We start from the raw sequence: 17,469 nt of genomic DNA on the forward strand, positions 1-17,469 counted from the left end.
TCAAACTTCCTTCTTCAACTGGTCCGCCATGCGCAGCGCGAGCGCCGCGATGGTCAGCGTCACGTTGACCGTGCCCACCGTCGGCATGGTCGCGCTGCTGGAAATGAACAGGTTCGGATGGTCGAAGGTGCGGCAATCCTTGTCGACCACCGAATCGCGCGGGTCGCTGCCCATGATGGTCGCGCCGGTGATGTGATTGTTCGGCGCGAACTCGTCCTGGAAGTGCACGTTCGTGCCACCCAGCACCTTGGCCGCCGTCGCGTAGACCTCGCGTGTGTGCGCAGCGCCGCGCTTCACGTAGTCGTCGATACGGTAGGTGATTTCGGGGCGAGGAATGCCGATTGCGTCGGTCTCCGTCCTGCTCGGCACAATGCGGTTTTCCGGCGCGGGCAGGATTTCGTGGAAGCAGTCGAACTCCACAAAACGCGCCGACTGGTCGCGAATCCGCGCATCGAGCTCGGCGGGCTTGAGCACCTTGCCTTCGGCAAAAATCTTCTGCGTTTCCTGGTCGACGCGAGACAGGTTCGACAGGTGGATTTTCTTGGCGGCTTCGGTGGCGCGGAATGGACCATCGCGAAAGCCGATCAGCGAGGTCATTTCCTGCGGACCGCGGCCGGGCCACAGCTTCTCGTTCGCATAGAACGTGACGCCCGTGCCGGGGTGGTCCATCAGGTTGCGGCCCACCATGTCGGAGCTGTTGCCTACGCCGTTCGGGAAGTCGTGGCTTGTCGACATCAGCATGATCTTCGGCGTTTCAATGCCGTTCGCCGCGAGCACGAAGTACTTGCCCTCGACGCGATGCTCGTTGCCTTGCGGGTCCTTGTACAGGGCAGCCGTGATCTGCTTTTGCGGGCCCGCTTCGAGCTTGTAGACAACCGCGTTGTCGATCAGCTTCGCGCCGGCCTGCTCGGCCTTTTCGACGTGCACGATACCGTTGTACATCGCACCGATCGGACAGATCGGCATGCAGTTGTTGTTGCCGCAGCAGGTGGGGCGCCCGTCATACGGACGGCTGTTGCGCGCCACCGGTTCGGTCACCACATGAAACTTCGGATCGTAGCCGTTGAGCGCGCTCTTGATGGTCGCTTCGTTGTACGAGAGCGGCAGCGGCTGCATCGGGTAGGGCTGGCTGCGCGGCGAGCCGAGTTCTTCATCGGACGGACCCCACACGCCCAGCTCTTCTTCGGCACGTTGATAGTAGTGCTCAAGATCATCGTACTGCAGCGGCCAGTCGCGGCCTACGCCGTAGACGGTCTTCATCTTGAAGTCGTTCGGCATGAAGCGCCACGCCGACGCGGCCCAGTGCCACGTCGTGCCGCCCACCGCGCGGATGTATTGCGAGTTGAATTTGTGCTCGCCCTTCAGGATCAGATAGTTGTTGGGCGGGCCGTACTCGGGATGCGGCGCCCACGCGCTCGACGGATACGGCGCGGAGTTATCGGACTTGTCGGGCTGGTTGCGAAAGCGCTCGACGATCTGCCAGCGTGGCATGCGCGGCCCCGCTTCGAGCAGGATCACGGATTTGCCGGCGAGGGCGAGCTGGTGCGCGACGATCGCGCCCGCCACGCCCGAGCCTACTACGACGACGTCGGCTTGCAGGGTATCGGCCATGTCAGGATTGTTTTTCTAGAGGTTTGGCGGCCCAGAAGCCGGGCTTGTTGGGGCAGTACGAACGGATGATCAGCGTGTCGGATACGACGCGATACATCAGCGCTTCTTCGTAGGTCACCACGACGTTATCGACGGTGCCCAGATACCAGCCTTCCATGATGCGCAGCGCGAGCGTCTGGTCGCGCGGGCCGGGCGACCCGGCGGCGAGCGCTCCCGCCAGTTGCGGCAGGCGCGAGGCCAGGTCGGGGGCGGACTTTTGCAGCGCGGCGAGCAGGCGCGCGCCGACTTCGCGATCGAGCCCGGACCTGGCCGTCAGCGCCTGCGACAGGGTCATGAATGCATCGAGCGGAGCGGCTGTGCTGCTATCGGCCAGCGCCCGCAGGGTCAGCGAGCCGGTCAGCCCGGCCACGCTCAACGCGAGCGCGCCCTGCAGCCACTGGCGGCGGCCGGCCGATGCTAGCGGCGCCTCGGAGCGCACGGCGCTCGCGGCAGGGTCGCCGTGCGAGTCATCTCGGTTCAATTTGACGTTCCTCTTTTGTTCTCGACGTAAGGCCGTTGTGGGGTGTTTGCGGGCTGATTATAAATGGAACCGGTTCCAGTTCGCCATGAACGCGGCAGGGCATGAGTTTTAGCGGCAGCGTCCAGCCTGCACAACGCGCACAGGGCGGGCGCACAATGGATAGCGGGCTTCGGCAATCGGCAGCGATGGGCAAAAGGCATCTTCGGCATGAAGCGAACTCATATTTGTTTTCAGGGTTAACCCGTATTATCTTGAATTCTGCAAAGATCGCAGGTGGAATCGTTTTCAGTTTTTCCACCGCCGCGATCGAAGCCCCGGTCCAACCCAGTTTTCATCGCCAAGGCTCAATGTTTGGTCATTTCCAGCGCAAGGCAAAACACGCGGGCAACCGCCGCCTGAACACCCTGCATGCATTCGCCGACACCCTGGCGCGCCGCCGCCCGGTGTGGATGGTGTCGTTCGCGGTCGACGAGACGAATCTTTCCGAGGGGCTGCGGGCGGCCTGCGCGTCCACGGCGATGCTGCTGCTCGGCAACCTGCTGCACAACCCGATGTTTGCGTGGGCGGCAATCGGCGCGTTCTGGACCTGCCTCGCCGATGCGGCGGGGACCAACCGCATGCGCTTCGCTTCGATGCTGAGCTTTGCGCTGCTCTCCACGCTCTGCGGCGGCCTCACCTCGTTCGCCTCGGGCGCCGGGACGCTGGCCGCGACCATTGCGATCCTGGTGTTCGCGACGGCTGGCGCGTTTGCCCGCGTGTGGGGCGCGGCGGCTTCGCAAGTGGGGATTCTGGCGGCGACCGCCTGCGTGGTGACGGTCGACAGGCCGATGCATAGCGTGCGCGGCGGCCTGCTGTTCCTTGCCATCTACCTGTCGGGTTGCCTGTTTGCGGTGGTGCTCAGTCTGACCGTCTGGCGCATCCATCCGTTTGGCCCGAGCCGCATGGCCCTGCGCGCCGTCTACGGACGGCTTGCCGATATTGCGCTCGACAGCGCGCGGCTGTTGCGCCGCGAGCGCGCCGACTTCGGCCTGTGGGCGCGTCATGCGGCAACCTATCGCGGCCAGGCGCGCGCTGCGCTGGAGACGGCCCGCAAGGTGCTGGCCAAGGTGCCGAACTCGCGGGTCGACAAGCGCGAGAGCTACGAGAACCTGCTGCTGGCGCTGGCCGACACCGAGCGCCTGTTTGCCTATCTGATCGCCGTCACCGACGCCTGCGAGCGCGGCCATCACAACCTGCGCGAGCCGCAGCGGGCGGCGCGTGTCCTCTCGGCGCTCGCCGAGGTGCTGCTGCGGATCGGCCGCGCCGTCAGCGAAGATCCGGGCGCGAGGCCCGCGCCGCAAACAGGCAAGGCGGGCGATGCGGACCACCCGCGCGGCGGCCAGCCGCGGGCCACATCGGCCGCGTTGCAGCGCCGCTTGCAGAAGCTGGCGGGGGCGCTGGAAACGGCGCTCGGCGAGCCGTTGTCGCTCAAGCTTCACGCGGGTCCGCTCGACATCGAGCCGCCGACGCGGCGTGAGCTCGGCTGGTTCGACGCCGCACTCGATAACGTGGCGCGCGCCTGGATGACGCTCAAGGCCAACGCGTCGCTCGAGTCGATCGGGCTGCGCCATGCCGCCCGCGTCGGCGTGGCCGTGACGGCGGGCTTCATGATCGTGCGGACCCTGCATGTGCCGTTCGGCTACTGGGCCACCATGGCGACCCTGCTGATCCTGCAACCCTCGATTGCCGGCACTTGGCCACGCAGTATCGAGCGGGCCGCGGGAAGTATCGCCGGGGGGCTGCTGGCGGCCGCGATCGGCGTCGCCATCCATTCGCCGCTCGGCATCTCGCTCGTGGTGTTTCCGCTGGTATGCGCCACCATGGCGCTGCGCACGGTGAGCTACAGCCTGTTCGTGCTGTTCCTGACGCCAAGCTTCGTGCTGGTCGCGGACTTCGCCGCGCCCGCCGCGACCCAGTGGGGTTACGCGTTCACCCGGCTCGGCAATAACGTGCTCGGCTGCGCGATTGCGTTGCTGGCCACCTTCCTGCTCTGGCCGAGCCGCGAACCGGTCGATTTCCGCACCCGGCTGGCCGATGCGGTGGCGGCAAACCTCGACTATCTGATGGGCTCGCTGCAACACGCCGGCGGCGAGGACACCGAAGTGGAGCGGCTGCGCCGCGCCGCCGGCCTGGCAAGCAACAACGCCGAGGAGGCGTTTAACCGGCTGCGACTGGAGAAGCTGGAGAGTTCGCTGGCCGACCGCGCCGCCATCACCGCGCTCGCGCTGCTGCGGCGCGTGGCCGGCACGGCGACCCGCATGCGGCTCGCCGCCCACAAGACAAGGGCGGACGCTGCGCTGATCGAATGGATTGCAGCGGTCAGCAAGGAGCTCGACGCGCACCTGCGCAGCGGGCGGCAGGGGGCGCCGCATGAGACGTTTTCCCGTCAGCACCTGTCACTGGTCGAAGCCGACGCGGTCAATCAGGTCTCGCATCTGCGCCGCCTGCTGGTGGAGAAAGCCAGTGGCCTCGAGGAGGGCGCCGTCAAACCGGTGCTGTCGTGAGGTTGCGCTGACTTTGCGTCGAAGTTGCGCTGAAGTTGCGTTGAAGTTGCGTTGAAGTTGCGTTGAAGTTGCGCTGAAGTTACGTCGCAGTCGTCCCGGCGGCGCGCTCAGCCACCCGCTCCCGTCACCAGTTGCAGCGGGGTTTCGATGAACGGCGAGAGATCCTGCTGCCGGGTCATTTCCGTGAGCGCCTTGAGCGCGACATCCACACCGAACACGGCTTGGCGCGCCGCGAATTGATCCACCGTGGCGAGCATCCGGCCGGTATCGAGCAGCGGCTTGATATCCGCGTCGTTGTTATAACCCGTGATGTACACATGGCCGGTTCTTCGCGCAATGCGGACCGCGTCGACGGCGCCCGTCGCCATGTTGTCGTTCGCGCATAGCAGCGCGCGCAGCCGCGGATGCTGCGCGAGCATTGCCGCTGCCGCGGCCTTGCCCTTGCTGTAGACCCAGTCGCCCGGCGTCGCCGCGACAATCTTCATGCCCGCCGCACTCATCGCACTGCGGAAGCCCTCGTTGCGCTGCTGCGCATTGCTGTCGCTGGTGACGCCTTCTATGATGCCGACCTCGTCACCGCGCGTCAGTTTGCTGGCGACGTAATTCGCCACCATCACCGCGCCCTTGCGATTGTCCGGGCCGACAAACGGCACGGTGAGGTGGGCCGCATCGAGGGTTGCCTCGTCGAGCGGATTGTCGATGGTGATCACGATGACGCCCGCACCGATGGCGCGCGCCACCACCGGCACGAGTGCTTTCGAATCGGTCGGGGCGAGCACGATGGCGTTCGTGCGCGCGGCGATCAGCGTCTCGACCATGCGGATCTGGCTGGGCGTGTCGAGCTCGGTGCTGGTGCCGAGCACGTTCAGGTCGAACTGCGAGGCAAAATGTCTCTGATAGTTTTGTGCGGCGCTCGTCATGGCGACCGCGAACGGGTCAGCGAGCGACTTCAGCACGAGGGCGATCGTCTTGCCCGTGGGCGCCGCCCCGGTCATCTTCGAAACTGTCAGGCCGGCCGCTGCGAGCACACCGGCCACGAGCACGCGCCGGCGTGTCTTCTGTACCATTGGCTTCCTTTTCTTGTGCGCGATGGTTAGCGCACAGGAATGATACAGCCTGACGCGGCGCGAGCCTCTCCGGCAAAACCTCGATACGCGGCTTATCGCACTGGTTGCGCGATGGCATGCGCAAGCTGCACGGCGCTCGCGGCGCGGCCGCAACGCCGCGGTCACACGGGCATGTTATTCACGGATAGTGAACGATGCGGCGGCACGGGCGGTCTATCTCCTGCACGGCGAAACGCGTGCGCCGCGTGGCAAGGTGTTTGATTCGCAGAATTCGTGTCGCTACTGAGACTTTTAAGGACTTTTAAGGCGAATCGACCTAACCTGAAGGTTCACGTGTTTCTTCCCTTGTGCTGTGCCTGTTTTTTCCTTGTCTCGTGCGTTCAGCATTGCCGTTCTTCTCTCTTACTGTTGACTAACAAGACCGCTGCTATCGGGCTCGCACCGCAGTACGCGGGTCCGGTCGCCGCTGTCGTAAAGGAGTAGCTCATGGCCCGCCACACCATCGCCGACTATCTCGCTCAGACCCTCGCTGCCGCAGGCGTGGAGCGAATCTGGGGCGTGACTGGCGACAGTCTTAACGGACTGTCGTACAGCTTGAGCCAGCTCGGCTCGATCCGCTGGATGCATACGCGTCATGAGGAAGTCGCCGCCTTCGCAGCGGGCGCCGACGCGGCCTCCACCGGCAAGCTCGCGGTCTGCGCCGGAAGCTGCGGCCCAGGCAACCTGCATCTGATCAATGGCCTGTTCGACTGCCATCGCAATCATCAGCCGGTGCTCGCCATTGCCGCACATATTCCGTCTACGGAAATCGGTCTCGGCTACTTTCAGGAGACCCATCCGCAGGAACTGTTCAAGGAGTGCAGCCACTTCGCCGAGCTGGTCTCCAATGCCTCGCAGTTCCCGCGCGTGCTGCAGCGCGCCATGCGTACCGCCATCGAGGAACGCGGCGTGGCCGTGATCGTGCTGCCCGGCGATATCGCGCTGAGTGAAGGCCCGGCTGAAGCGCCGCAATGGAGCCACAGCGCGCCGTCCACCATCGTGCCGGCGGATGCCGACCTCGAACGTCTTGCCGCCTTGCTGAACGGTTCGGAGGCGGTGACGATCATGTGCGGCAGCGGCGTGGCCGGGGCGCACGACGAGGTTGTCGCGCTCGCCGACACGCTGGGCGCGCCGATTGTCCACGCGCTGCGCGGCAAACCCTTCATCGAATACGACAATCCGTATGACGTCGGCATGACCGGCCTGATCGGCTTCAGCTCGGGCTACCACGCAATGATGTCGTGTGACACGCTGCTGCTGCTCGGCTGCGATTTTCCGTACCGGCCGTTCTACCCGCCTGAAGCCAAGGTCGTGCAGATCGACCACAAGGGCTCGCAACTGGGCAAGCGTGCGCCGCTTGCGCTGGGTCTGGTCGGCACGGTCAAGGAAACGGTCAGTGCGCTCGCGCCGAAGCTGCAACGCAAGACGGAGCGCCGTTTTATCGACAATGCGCGCAAGCACTATGTGTCGGCCCGCAAGGGGCTCGACGAACTGGCCACGCCGGCCGGCCCAGGCCGGCCGATTCATCCGCAGTACCTTGCCCGCATGATCGACGAGGCGGCGAGCGAGGACGCGATCTTTACCGCCGATGTCGGCACGCCCACCCTGTGGGCAGCGCGCTATCTGACGATGAACGGCAAGCGGCAACTGCACGGCTCGTTCAATCACGGCTCGATGGCCAACGCGATGCCGCAGGCGCTCGGTGCACAAGCGGCGCATCCAAAGCGGCAGGTGGTGTCGCTCTCCGGCGACGGCGGCCTGTCGATGCTGCTGGGCGACCTGCTGAGCGCGCGCCAGCTCGATTTGCCGATCAAGGTCGTGGTGTTCAACAACAGCCTGCTTGGCTTCGTTTCAATGGAGCTGAAGGCGGGGGGCTACCTCGACACCAATGTCGATCTGAGCAAGACGGACTTTGCCGCGATTGCCAAGGGCGCGGGCATCTTCAGCCTGCGCGTCGAGGAGTCGGAAGGTGTGGCCGCAGCGCTGAAGGAGGCGTTCGCTCATCCCGGACCGGCGCTCGTGGATGTGGTGACCTCGAAGCATGAGCTGGCCATGCCGCCCACCATCGAGCTGTCGCAGGCCAAGGGTTTCAGCCTGTACATGCTGCGCGCGATCCTGAGCGGCCGTGGCGACGAAATCGTGGAGCTGGTGAAGACCAACCTGCGCTGAGTCTGCTGCGGGCATAGAGGTAGCAGGGCCGTTGGCCCGGATGCGTGCTGCGCATCCGTTGTGATTTCCCACCCGGCCGGCCGTGCCGACGGGCATGGCGCCGGCCGTTCCTTTGCACACACAGGAGTACGTTCGATGAGCTTCGTTACGACTAAAGATGGCGCGCATATCTATTACAAGGACTGGGGCACGGGGGAGCCCGTTGTGTTCTCGCATGGCTGGCCGCTCAATGCGGATGCGTGGGATGTGCAGATGCTGTTTCTGCTGCAAAAGGGCTACCGCGTGATCGCGCATGACCGCCGCGGCCATGGCCGTTCAAGCCAGACGGCGCTCGGCAACGAGATGGACACTTACGCGGACGACCTGGCCGCCGTGATCGAGGCGCTCGACCTGAAGGGCGCCACGCTCGTGGGCCATTCCACCGGCGGCGGGGAAATCTCGCACTACGTAGGCCGTCATGGCACGAAGCGCGTGAAGAAGATGGTGCTGATCGGCGCGGTGCCGCCGCTGATGCTGAAGACCGAAGCCAACCCGGGCGGCGTGCCGAAGGAGGTCTTCGACGGCATCCGGGCCAGCACCGCCAATGAGCGCTCGCAGTTCTTCAAGGATCTGGCGCTGGCGTTCTACGGTTATAACCGGCCTGACGCAAAGGTCCAGCAAGGCGCAATCGACGAGTTCTGGCGCGAGGGCATGATGGCCGGTGTTCTCGGACTCTACGAGTGCATCAAGCAGTTTTCGGAGGTCGACTACACGCCCGACCTTGAAAAGATCGACGTGCCGACGCTGATCCTGCACGGCGACGACGACCAGATCGTGCCGCTCGATAACTCCGGGCGCAAGTCCGTGGAGATCATCAGCAACGCCACGCTCAAGGTCTATCCGGGCGCCTCGCACGGTATGTGCACGACCGAGGCCGACAAGGTCAACGCCGATCTGCTCGCCTTCCTGCAGTCGTAGCGCGACGCACACTGTCCGGCATTCTCACGCTCGCCTGAGCGTGAGAATGAGCATGAGCCTGCGAGGAAACTGCCGGGCGCTTGCGTGCGGTGGCGCTCATGCCGCCGCTTCGAACAACGCGAGCTTCCTTGTCCCGACACCAGGCAAAAACCGACATAAGCAAGCACAAGCAGACAATAACAGGTGCCGTCAAACGTCGTCAGCATTAGCGTCGAACGATGGGTCGCCGGAGCGTTCCGGCACATCTCCCGAGCTTATCTGAGAGGCATAAGGACATGGAACAAGTGAACCCGTGGAATCAGGTCGTCTCGCTTCTGTCGCATCTTGCCGGCGCGGCGCAGTCGCCTGACGAGAATGCCTGGCATGCCGGCTGCGAGGCGCGTCCCGAAGGCCTCGCGGGCAGGGCGCGCGAGCCGCATCAGCGCATGCCGTTGCCGGACTGCCGCAGCAAGATCACCTCGATCGAGCGGCAGGACGACACGTCCGCGCTCGTTTCATGGTGCGATCCCACCATGTGTCACTACGTCGACCAGGTGTGGATTCAGGTGAGTGCGCGTCACGGTGGCTATTGTGCCCTGACGGGCCAGCGGATCGAACGCGGCACAGCGATCTTCAAGCCGCGCGCGCGAGGGCAGCACCGCCCCGCCAATAGCCACGAGATGATACTCGCCGCTGCGCTCACGCAGATGGCTTGACGCGCAGCGGGTTATTGCGCCGCCGGGGTCTGTGACTGCGTCTGCGCGGGTGCCGGGGTTGGCGCCTGCGCTGCTGTCTGTGTCTCCCAGCCGCCCCCCAGCGCGAGGAACAGATTGGCCTGATCGATCGCTACCTGCCCTTCCGCCGCAGCCACCTGGCCACGCGTCGCCGTGAGCGTGCGCGTTGCATCCAGGTCGGAGATAAACGACTCCCGTCCGCCCACATACAGGCGGTGCGTTTCGCTGGCTGACGCCGTCGCCGACTTGAGCGCCGCGCGCAAGGCGTCGGCGCGCGTGTAATCGGCGACGTAGGTGGCCAGACTCGTCTCGGTTTCGCGCAGCGCGTTGAGCACCACGCCATCGAAGTGGGCAAGCGCCGCGCTGCTTGCATCCTGGGCCTCGCGGACGCGGCCGCGTGCGCCATTGGTCGGGAAGGTCCAACTGATCAGTGGTCCGAAGCTCCAGCGCGCGGTGGGTGAGGTGCCGAGATCCTCGAGAATGCCGGTCAACCCCGTCGACGCGCCGAAACTCACGGTCGGATACAACGCCCCGGTGGCCACGCCGATACGCGCGCTCGAGGCAGCAAGCTGCCGCTCGGCTTCGCGGATGTCCGGGCGCCGCCTGAGCAGGGCTGCACCGTCGCCGACAGGCAGCGCCTGCTTGATCTGCGGCACCTTGTTGCAGGCGAGCACGGCCGGCGGCAGGTCGGACGGCGCACGGGCGAGCAGCATGGCCAGTTGATACTGGGCGATCTTGCGGCGTGCGGTGTAGCGCGGAAGATCGGCCGTCAGCGACTCGACCTGGGTCTGGCCGCTCGTCACATCCGGCTGATTGCCGCGCCCGGCATCGCGCAAGCGGCGTGAGATGTCCACACGCTGCTTCTGCAGCGCCAGCGACTGCTGCGCGATGGCCAGTTCCTCCGCCGCCGAGCAGTTCTCGAGATAGGCGCGCACTACGTTCGCCACCACGGTGATGCGGGCGAGATCGCCGGCTGCCTGAGTCGCTTCGCTATCCGCGCTCGCCGCTTCCACGCCGCGGCGCAGCTTGCCGAACAGATCGAACTCGTACGAGATGCTGATGCCGACATCGCCTTCGTATTCCACTGGCAGTTTGCTGAACAGCAGGTATTGTTCAGCAGACTCCTGGGCCCGATCGAACTCTGCCGAGCTCTTGCCGGAAAAACCGCCTTGCGCCTGGGCGACGCCGAGCGCTTCCTGCGAGCGCGCCAGATTCGCCGCAGCCACGCGCAGATCGGTGTTCGATTGCAGGGCCTCGCTCACGAGCTGCTCGAGCACGGGGTCGTCGTACAGATGCCACCAGTCCGGCGGCACCGGCTGCTGCGAGACGTGCCTGCCGTCGACGTCGGGCAGCGGCGCGTCGGCGAACGGCGCGTTGATCATGGCGGCTTTCGGCAGCGAATAGTTCGGGCCGACGGTGCAGGCGCATAGCGCGAGCAGCAGCGGCGCGAGTGGTGCGAGTGGCGCGAGCGGCAGCAGCGACGCGAGCGGCAGCCGCGGCGCCAGCGGCAGGGCGGGGAGTGCGCGCAGCCGCTTCATTGTGCGGCGCTCGCTGCAGACTGCGGCGTCACCCCTGACGCCACCGTATGATCCGCCGCCTCCCGCTTGCCCAGCGACGGCGCCAGCCCACGCACGGACACCGTGGCCGTGCGCCCCGCGATCATGCGAAAGTCCTTCGGTATCTCATCGAGCACGACACGCACCGGAATACGTTGCGCGAGACGCACCCAGCTAAAGGCCGGGTTCACGTTCGGCAGCAGGTTGGCCCCCTCGCTGCGGTCGCGGTCCTCGATGCCGGCGACGATGCTCTGCACGTGGCCGCGCAGCACATTGGGCTCGCCCATCACCTTGATATCCACGGCCTGGCCGATGTCGATGCCGCCCAGCTTGGTTTCCTCGAAGTAACCGTCGACACGGAACGAATGCATGTCCACCACCGACACCACCGCGCGGCCCGCCGCCGCGAACTCGCCGGTGCGCGGCGCGCGGTCGTTCAGGTAGCCGTCCACCGGACTGACGATGCTGGTGCGCTGCAGGTTGAGCTTCGCCGTATCGACCGCCACCGTGGCGTCCGCGAGGGCGGCTTCGTCCTGCTCGACGCGCGAGCGGCTTTCTTCCGCCACCTCGCGCGCCACCAGATCGCCGAGCTGATGGTTGCGCACGTCCTCGCGGCGAGCCTGATCGAGGGTGGCGCGGCGTTGCTGCAAGGTGGCTTCGGCCTGGCGCAGCGCCAGCGTGTAGCGCGCCTGGTCGATCACGAACAGCGTCTGGCCCTGCCTGACCTGCTGGTTGTCGGCCACGTCGACTTCGGTGATGAGGCCCGAGATGTCCGGCGCCACCTGGATGATGTCGGCGCGTACGTGACCGTCGCGGGTCCACGGCGCATACATGTAGTAGTCGACCAGCTTCCACAGCGCAAAGCCGGCGATCACGACGACGATCAGGGTCAGCACGATCTGACCGATGGAGAACCAGGTTTTTTTCACGTTATGAGCCGGTGCGAGACGATGGCGACAAGACCCAGCACCAGCACGTAGATGCTGAGGTCGAAAATGGCGCGGTGCCAGACGAAGCGATAGAAGCCGATGCCCGCAAGCAGCTTGCGCAGCACGAGGTTGATCAGATAGGCGACGAACATCAGCACGAGCACGCTCGGCACGAACACGCCGAAGATATCGATCTCGCCGATCATGGTCCGAATCGCTGAGGTGAGGTCAAGGGGCGCATGGGATTCATAGGGGTCGTAGGGGGCATGGGGTTCGTCAGGCCGCAGGGCCCTCTTCAGGCGGAGCGGGTGGAGCTAACGAGGCGATCGTGGCTGGAAACAGTGACAGGCGCAGGCCCACCAGCGCATGCAAGGCATCGCGCAACTGGCGCGCGGAGAGCGCCGCGCTGTTGGTCGCACTATTGGCCGTGCCGTTGGCCGCATTGTTGTTCGCGCTGTTGGCCGCGCCGTTGGCTGCGCTGTTGGCCGCATTGGCAAGGCCAAGCGCGGTGACGCGTGCAAGTGCCGTGTCGATGGCGGACATCAGGCTCTCGGGCACCGGTTGGCGCACACGGCGGGCGATACAGGTTTCGAAGTGGCTGCGGATGCCATCGAGCACGCCGTCGATCGCCGCATGCGCGTCGCCGCCGAGCTTCAGGCGCAGACGCCGCAGGTCGAGCGCGTTGAAGGCAATGCGCAGGTCGCGGAAACTTTCGATGGACGGATGGCGCCGGTCGTCGGTCGCGGCAAGGCGCGGGATCAGTTGCATCAGGCGGTCGAGCATGCGCGCGGCGAGATTGCGCTGATCTTCGATCGGTTTGGCCGAGGCGCTCAGCACCACGTCCTCCCAGCTCGAACGCATCAGGCGGGCGGCGGCGAGTTCGGCGCCGAACGGACGCGTCACGATCGTCCACAGGAAGGCGTACAGCAGACCCGCGAGACCGGCGAGATTGCTGTTCATGAAGACCAGGAAGTCAGCGTCGTAGGCATCCTGGATGCTGATGAAGGTGGCGGTGTTGACGGCCACCAGCATCGTCGCCAGCGTGAACTGCGGACGGGGGATCAGCGTGCCGACCAGGATGAACGGTCCGGCAAACATGATGACCAGCATCGGGAAGTCGTGCACGTTCGGCAACACCACGAACAGATACAGCCCGGCAAGCACGACGCTCGCGGCGGTCGAGGTGAAGAACTTGAACACCTGCGGCGCGGGATCGTCGAGCGCGGCAAAGAAGCAGCAGGCCACCGCGGCCAGCGTGACGGCGCCCGCGCCGTCGTTCCAGCCCGAGCTGATCCACAGCGCGCACGCGAGGGTGATAGCGCCCACCGCCGAAGCGGTCGAAAACAGCATGATGCCGCGGTCGAAATAGCGCTCGGTGCCGCCGAGCCGCCAGTGACGAAAGCTCGGCCGCCAGCTGCTGGTTCCTGTGGCGCCTTCCTCGACGATGATGCGGCGCAGCGCGCGGCAATCCTGCCAGACGTCGATCAGCTGCTTCAGACGCCATAGCGCATTCGAAAGCAGCGCACCTTCCCAACTGGCCAGCTCGGCGGGCGCCGGCTGCATCGCGGCGACACGCTCGCGCAGCGCGTCGGCTGCAAGGTCGGGCCGTACGCTGTCATGGGTTGGCCGCAACGGCGTGTTGAACCATTTGACGACGTCGGCGAGCAGCGCCTCGAGTCCGGCGGGGCGCTCCCGCTGGCCGCCGAGCAGGGCTACAAGCGGATCGGCGAGCGACGACATGATCGGCAGCAGCAGTTGCATGCGGCCGCGCAAGGCGTGCGCGCGGTTCAGCACGTCGGGGCGGGTATGGTCGTAGGCAAGCTGGCTCAGCAGCAGCTCAAGCCCGTTGACGGTGGCCGCGAGCCGCTGGCGGCAGGCCGAGATCGAGGCGCCGGCAATGCGTCCGGAGAGCGTTTCGGTGGCGTAGACCACGGCGTCGCGGAACCAGCCGTCGGTGCGCTCGATGATGGCGGGCGCGAGGCGGTTCGGAAACACCGCGCTGCCGACCACGCTGGCGCAGACGATGCCAAGCAGGATCTCCTCGGTGCGGGTGATGGCGAGGTCGAAGATGCTGGTCGGGTTGAATACCGCGGGCAGCGCGATCAGCGGCATGGTGTAGCCCGCCAGCATGAAGACGTAGCTGCGTGCGGTGCGGTCGGAGATGGCCAGATAGAGCAGGGTGCCGGTCCACAGCGCGACCACCACGCTGAACAGGTAGGGCGATTCGACGAAGGGCGGCACGATTAGCACCGCGGCGGACGCGCCGATGGCGGTGCCGAGCGCGCGATAGAGCGCCTTGGAGCGGGTCGCGCCGACGAACGGATTCGAGACGATATAAACGCTCGCCATGGCCCAGTACGGACGCGGCAATTCCAGCGCGAGCCCGATGTAGAGCGCGAGCATGGCCGCCGCAAAGGTCTTGACCGAGAACAGCCAGTCGCGCAGTGAGGGGTAGACCATCGTTGTCGGGCGGCGATCGGGGTGCGTGGGGCGGAGCCTCGCCGGCGAGGCGGCGGGCCTGCTCTGAATGGTGAATGATAAATGAGTCTGTCCCGCTAGTGCGTCCTTCGAACGAGACGTTTCATATGGATCGAAGAAATGCTTGGTTCTCGCCGGCAGCCGCTTCTCTTATCGTTCACCCCGGTCATCAAAAGAAAAACCTCGATTACGGGAAATCAACATATGAAAAAGCGCCTTTCTCTGCTGGCCTTGCCTGCCGGCGTGCTCCTGTCCGCCGTCGCCCAGGCGCAAAGCAGCGTGACCCTGTACGGCATCGTCGACGCGGGTATCGCCTACGTGCACAACGCGCAAAGCAGCAACGGCCAGAACCAGTCCACGCTGGTCAAGTTCAGCAGCGGCAATGTCCAGGGCAGCCGCTGGGGCCTCAAGGGTACGGAAGACCTGGGCGGCGGCCTCGCGGCGATCTTCCAGCTGGAAAACGGTTTCAACGTGGGCACCGGCGCGCTCGGCCAGGGCAGCCGCGAGTTCGGCCGCAAGGCGGTGGTGGGCCTGACCGGCAACACGTGGGGTACGGTCACGCTGGGCCGGCAATACGATCCGGTCGTCGATCTGGTCCAGGGGCTGACCGAAGACGCCTACTTCGGCGGCGTGTTCGGCACGCCGGGCGACCTCGACAACTACGACAACAGCTTGCGCGTGAGCAATTCGGTCAAGTACGTCAGCCCGGTGTTCAGCGGCTTCCAGGTGGAAGCGCTGTATGGCTTCGGCGGCGTGGCCGGTGCGACCGGCAGCGGACGGACCTACAGCTTTGGCGCGGCGTATGGGACCGGGCCGCTGTCGCTTGGCGCCGGCTACTTCTACGCCAACGGCGGCAATACGCTGACCAACGGCCTGCGCACCTGGACCAGCAGCTCGGACAGCCTGTTCAATACGGTGATCAACTCGGGCTTTGCCAGCGCCAGGTCGATCCAGATCGCGAAGGTCGGCGGCCAGTACGTGATCGGCGCGGCGACGGTTGGCGCGGCTTACTCGAACACGCAGTACGGCAGCGACGCGTTCTCCGCATTCCGCGAAACCGCCAAGTTCAACAACGGCTCGGTGTTCTTCAACTACCAGTTCACGCCGGCGCTGCGTGCCGGTGTGGGCTACAACTACACGTCGTTGACCGGGCCGTCGTCGGCGCATTACAACCAGGTCAACCTTGGCGGCGACTACTCGTTGTCCAAGCGCACGGACCTGTACGCGCTGTTCGGCTACCAGAAGGCGAGCGGCAAGACGCTCAACTCGAGCGGCGCGACGGTTAATGCGGAGGCATCGGTCGGCGACTTCGGCGTGAGCTCGGGCAGCAACTCGCAGGATGTCGCTGCGATCGGCATTCGTCATAAGTTCTAGGCGGGCAAGGCGGCCGGCTGGCCGTCAGCTTGCTGGTTGAGCCAAGGGCCCGCGGTGCAAACCGTGGGCCTTTTTTGTTGGGGTAGCGCAATCAATGCTGGATGCATAACCGGGCGCGGAGGACGCGGGCCGGGCGGACCCAGTGGCGTAGACCGCCGGGCCGGTCGCACACTAGAATCGGGTGCGATGACGCCGCGTGGCCGGCTCCGGCCGCGGCTCCCCGACACTCAACCTGCAAAGGCGCCCAAGCATGAGAGACAAGCCTGCCCAAACCGTCCGGCTGCGTTGCGCACAGTTATTACGACAAAGCTCGCACCGGCTGCGGGCTCACGCGCAACCGCTGTTGCTCTTGCCCTTGCTCCTGCTTTCATTGGCGCTGACTGGCGCACCACGTCAGGCATTGGCGCAAACCCCCGCCGCGGCGCCGCAACTGGCCAGCGGCGGTTCTTCCGCCTCCGTCCCCCTGCTGCCGGGTCTCGTGCGCGAGCACATCGGACTGCCAATCAGTCTGCCCGATGGCGCCAAACCGACGCTCGAAGCGCTGGTCGTGCGCCCTGACCGTCCGGGCCGCTGGCCGCTGGTCCTGATGACGCCCGGTACGCCGCGCAGCGCCGGGGCGGGCGTGGCGGACCGCGCGCCGGAACTGCTGCTGAGCGCCGCGGTGGCTTTCGCGCAGCATGGCTACGCCTCGGTGGTGGTGCTGCGCCGCGGCTTCGGCCACTCCGATGGGCCGTATGCGGAGAGTAGCGGCTCCTGCCACAACGAGGATTATCTCGGACCGGGCAAGGCGTCTGCCGATGACGTGCTCGCGGCGCTCGAGGCCTTGCGCGCGCAACCCTGGGTGGATGGCGAGCACGTGATCCTGCTCGGCAAGTCGACCGGTGGCTTCGCGGTGCTGGCGGCTGCGGCACGCAACCCGCAAGGCGTGGTAGGTGTGCTGGATTTTGCCGGTGGGCGTGGCTCGAGCAGCCCAGATTATGTGTGCCGCTCCGATCAACTGGTCGCGGCGGTGGGCGAGTATGGCTCGACCGCCAGGATTCCGAGCCAGTGGGTCTGGTCGGAGAACGATCACTATTTCAGTCCCGAGCTGGCGCGCCAGATGCTCAGCGCCTACACCGCGCACGGTGCTCAGGCGCAGCTCACGGTGCTGCCGGCGTTTCATGAGGACGGGCATGAACTGCTTTATGAAGCGCCGGCCGAAGCGTGGTGGCCGAGCGTCGAGCCGTTCCTGAAATCGTTGAACCTGCCGACCCAGCTCGTGGTGGAGATGCCGCCGCTGGCCGGTTTGCCGCAGCCGGCGGGTCTGAATCGCGGCTGCCGCGACAGCTTCGACGAGTATGGGGCCTCACGCAATGAAGGCAAGGCGTTCGTGACCGCGGAAGGCGGCCACTGCAACTCCGACGTGATGGAGCGTACCGGGCAGGAAGCCGCCCAACATGCGCTGGAACACTGTCAGGCGAAGTGGTCCGGGTGCAAGGTGTATGCGCAGGGGCAGCAGGTCGTGCAGTAGGCT

Annotated in this window: 13 protein-coding genes; 6 read left to right on the plus strand and 7 right to left on the minus strand. The window is 65.8% G+C overall.

The features are described 5' to 3' along the window. Together FFS45_RS21265 and FFS45_RS21270 are read right to left on the minus strand one after the other, a co-directional pair. Complete coding sequence (locus FFS45_RS21265) at positions 1-1,611, minus strand: GMC family oxidoreductase (protein ID WP_137956602.1); 1,611 nt, start codon at positions 1,609-1,611, stop codon at positions 1-3. A 1-nt stretch (position 1,612) separates the two neighbouring features. After that, positions 1,613-2,089, minus strand: a complete 477-nt coding sequence (locus tag FFS45_RS21270) for a sugar dehydrogenase complex small subunit (protein ID WP_137956670.1) — start codon at positions 2,087-2,089, stop codon at positions 1,613-1,615. A gap of 389 nt (positions 2,090-2,478) precedes the next feature. Here FFS45_RS21270 and FFS45_RS21275 point away from each other — a divergent pair, with 389 nt between their 5' ends. Continuing rightward, on the plus strand, positions 2,479-4,674 hold the full coding sequence (locus FFS45_RS21275) for an FUSC family protein (RefSeq protein ID WP_137956603.1): 2,196 nt from the start codon (positions 2,479-2,481) through the stop codon (positions 4,672-4,674). Positions 4,675-4,781: 107 nt separating this feature from the next. Here the strand turns inward: FFS45_RS21275 and FFS45_RS21280 are convergent, their stop codons facing one another. After that, positions 4,782-5,741: a substrate-binding domain-containing protein gene (locus tag FFS45_RS21280; protein ID WP_137956604.1), complete on the minus strand. Its 960-nt coding sequence runs from the start codon at positions 5,739-5,741 to the stop codon at positions 4,782-4,784. 486 nt (positions 5,742-6,227) lie between these two features. Here FFS45_RS21280 and poxB point away from each other — a divergent pair, with 486 nt between their 5' ends. The 3 genes from poxB to FFS45_RS21295 all read left to right on the plus strand — a co-directional run bounded on the left by poxB (position 6,228) and on the right by FFS45_RS21295 (position 9,601). Beyond that, a complete protein-coding gene (gene poxB, locus FFS45_RS21285) occupies positions 6,228-7,949 on the plus strand; it encodes a ubiquinone-dependent pyruvate dehydrogenase (RefSeq protein WP_137956605.1) in 1,722 nt (573 codons plus the stop codon). 135 nt (positions 7,950-8,084) lie between these two features. Further along, on the plus strand, positions 8,085-8,906 hold the full coding sequence (locus tag FFS45_RS21290) for an alpha/beta hydrolase (protein WP_137956606.1): 822 nt from the start codon (positions 8,085-8,087) through the stop codon (positions 8,904-8,906). Positions 8,907-9,181: 275 nt separating this feature from the next. Beyond that, positions 9,182-9,601, plus strand: coding sequence for a DUF3331 domain-containing protein (locus FFS45_RS21295; RefSeq protein ID WP_171029704.1), 420 nt, complete (start codon positions 9,182-9,184; stop codon positions 9,599-9,601). Positions 9,602-9,612: 11 nt separating this feature from the next. On the opposite strand, the gene FFS45_RS21300 is transcribed toward FFS45_RS21295, so the two are convergent. From FFS45_RS21300 to FFS45_RS21315, 4 genes are all read right to left on the minus strand, one after another. Continuing rightward, on the minus strand, positions 9,613-11,157 hold the full coding sequence (locus FFS45_RS21300; protein ID WP_137956608.1) for an efflux transporter outer membrane subunit: 1,545 nt from the start codon (positions 11,155-11,157) through the stop codon (positions 9,613-9,615). Then, on the minus strand, positions 11,154-12,104 hold the full coding sequence (locus tag FFS45_RS21305) for an efflux RND transporter periplasmic adaptor subunit (RefSeq protein ID WP_137956609.1): 951 nt from the start codon (positions 12,102-12,104) through the stop codon (positions 11,154-11,156). Before FFS45_RS21305 ends, FFS45_RS21300 begins: the two co-directional genes overlap by 4 nt. After that, the gene (locus FFS45_RS21310) at positions 12,101-12,310 is read right to left on the minus strand and encodes a DUF1656 domain-containing protein (RefSeq protein WP_137956610.1); all 210 of its coding nucleotides are present in this window, start codon (positions 12,308-12,310) and stop codon (positions 12,101-12,103) included. The genes FFS45_RS21305 and FFS45_RS21310 overlap by 4 nt, the downstream gene beginning before the upstream one ends. A 70-nt stretch (positions 12,311-12,380) precedes the next feature. Further along, positions 12,381-14,564, minus strand: a complete 2,184-nt coding sequence (locus tag FFS45_RS21315) for an FUSC family protein (protein ID WP_137956611.1) — start codon at positions 14,562-14,564, stop codon at positions 12,381-12,383. Positions 14,565-14,786: 222 nt separating this feature from the next. On the opposite strand from FFS45_RS21315, the gene FFS45_RS21320 reads away from it, so the two are divergent. Beyond that, a complete protein-coding gene (locus tag FFS45_RS21320; RefSeq protein WP_137956612.1) occupies positions 14,787-15,956 on the plus strand; it encodes a porin in 1,170 nt (389 codons plus the stop codon). Between the two features lie 250 nt (positions 15,957-16,206). Continuing rightward, complete coding sequence (locus tag FFS45_RS21325; protein ID WP_137956613.1) at positions 16,207-17,466, plus strand: CocE/NonD family hydrolase; 1,260 nt, start codon at positions 16,207-16,209, stop codon at positions 17,464-17,466. Positions 17,467-17,469 lie beyond the last annotated feature (3 nt).

This window comes from Burkholderia sp. 4M9327F10 (assembly GCF_005503145.1).
Lineage (GTDB): Bacteria > Pseudomonadota > Gammaproteobacteria > Burkholderiales > Burkholderiaceae > Paraburkholderia.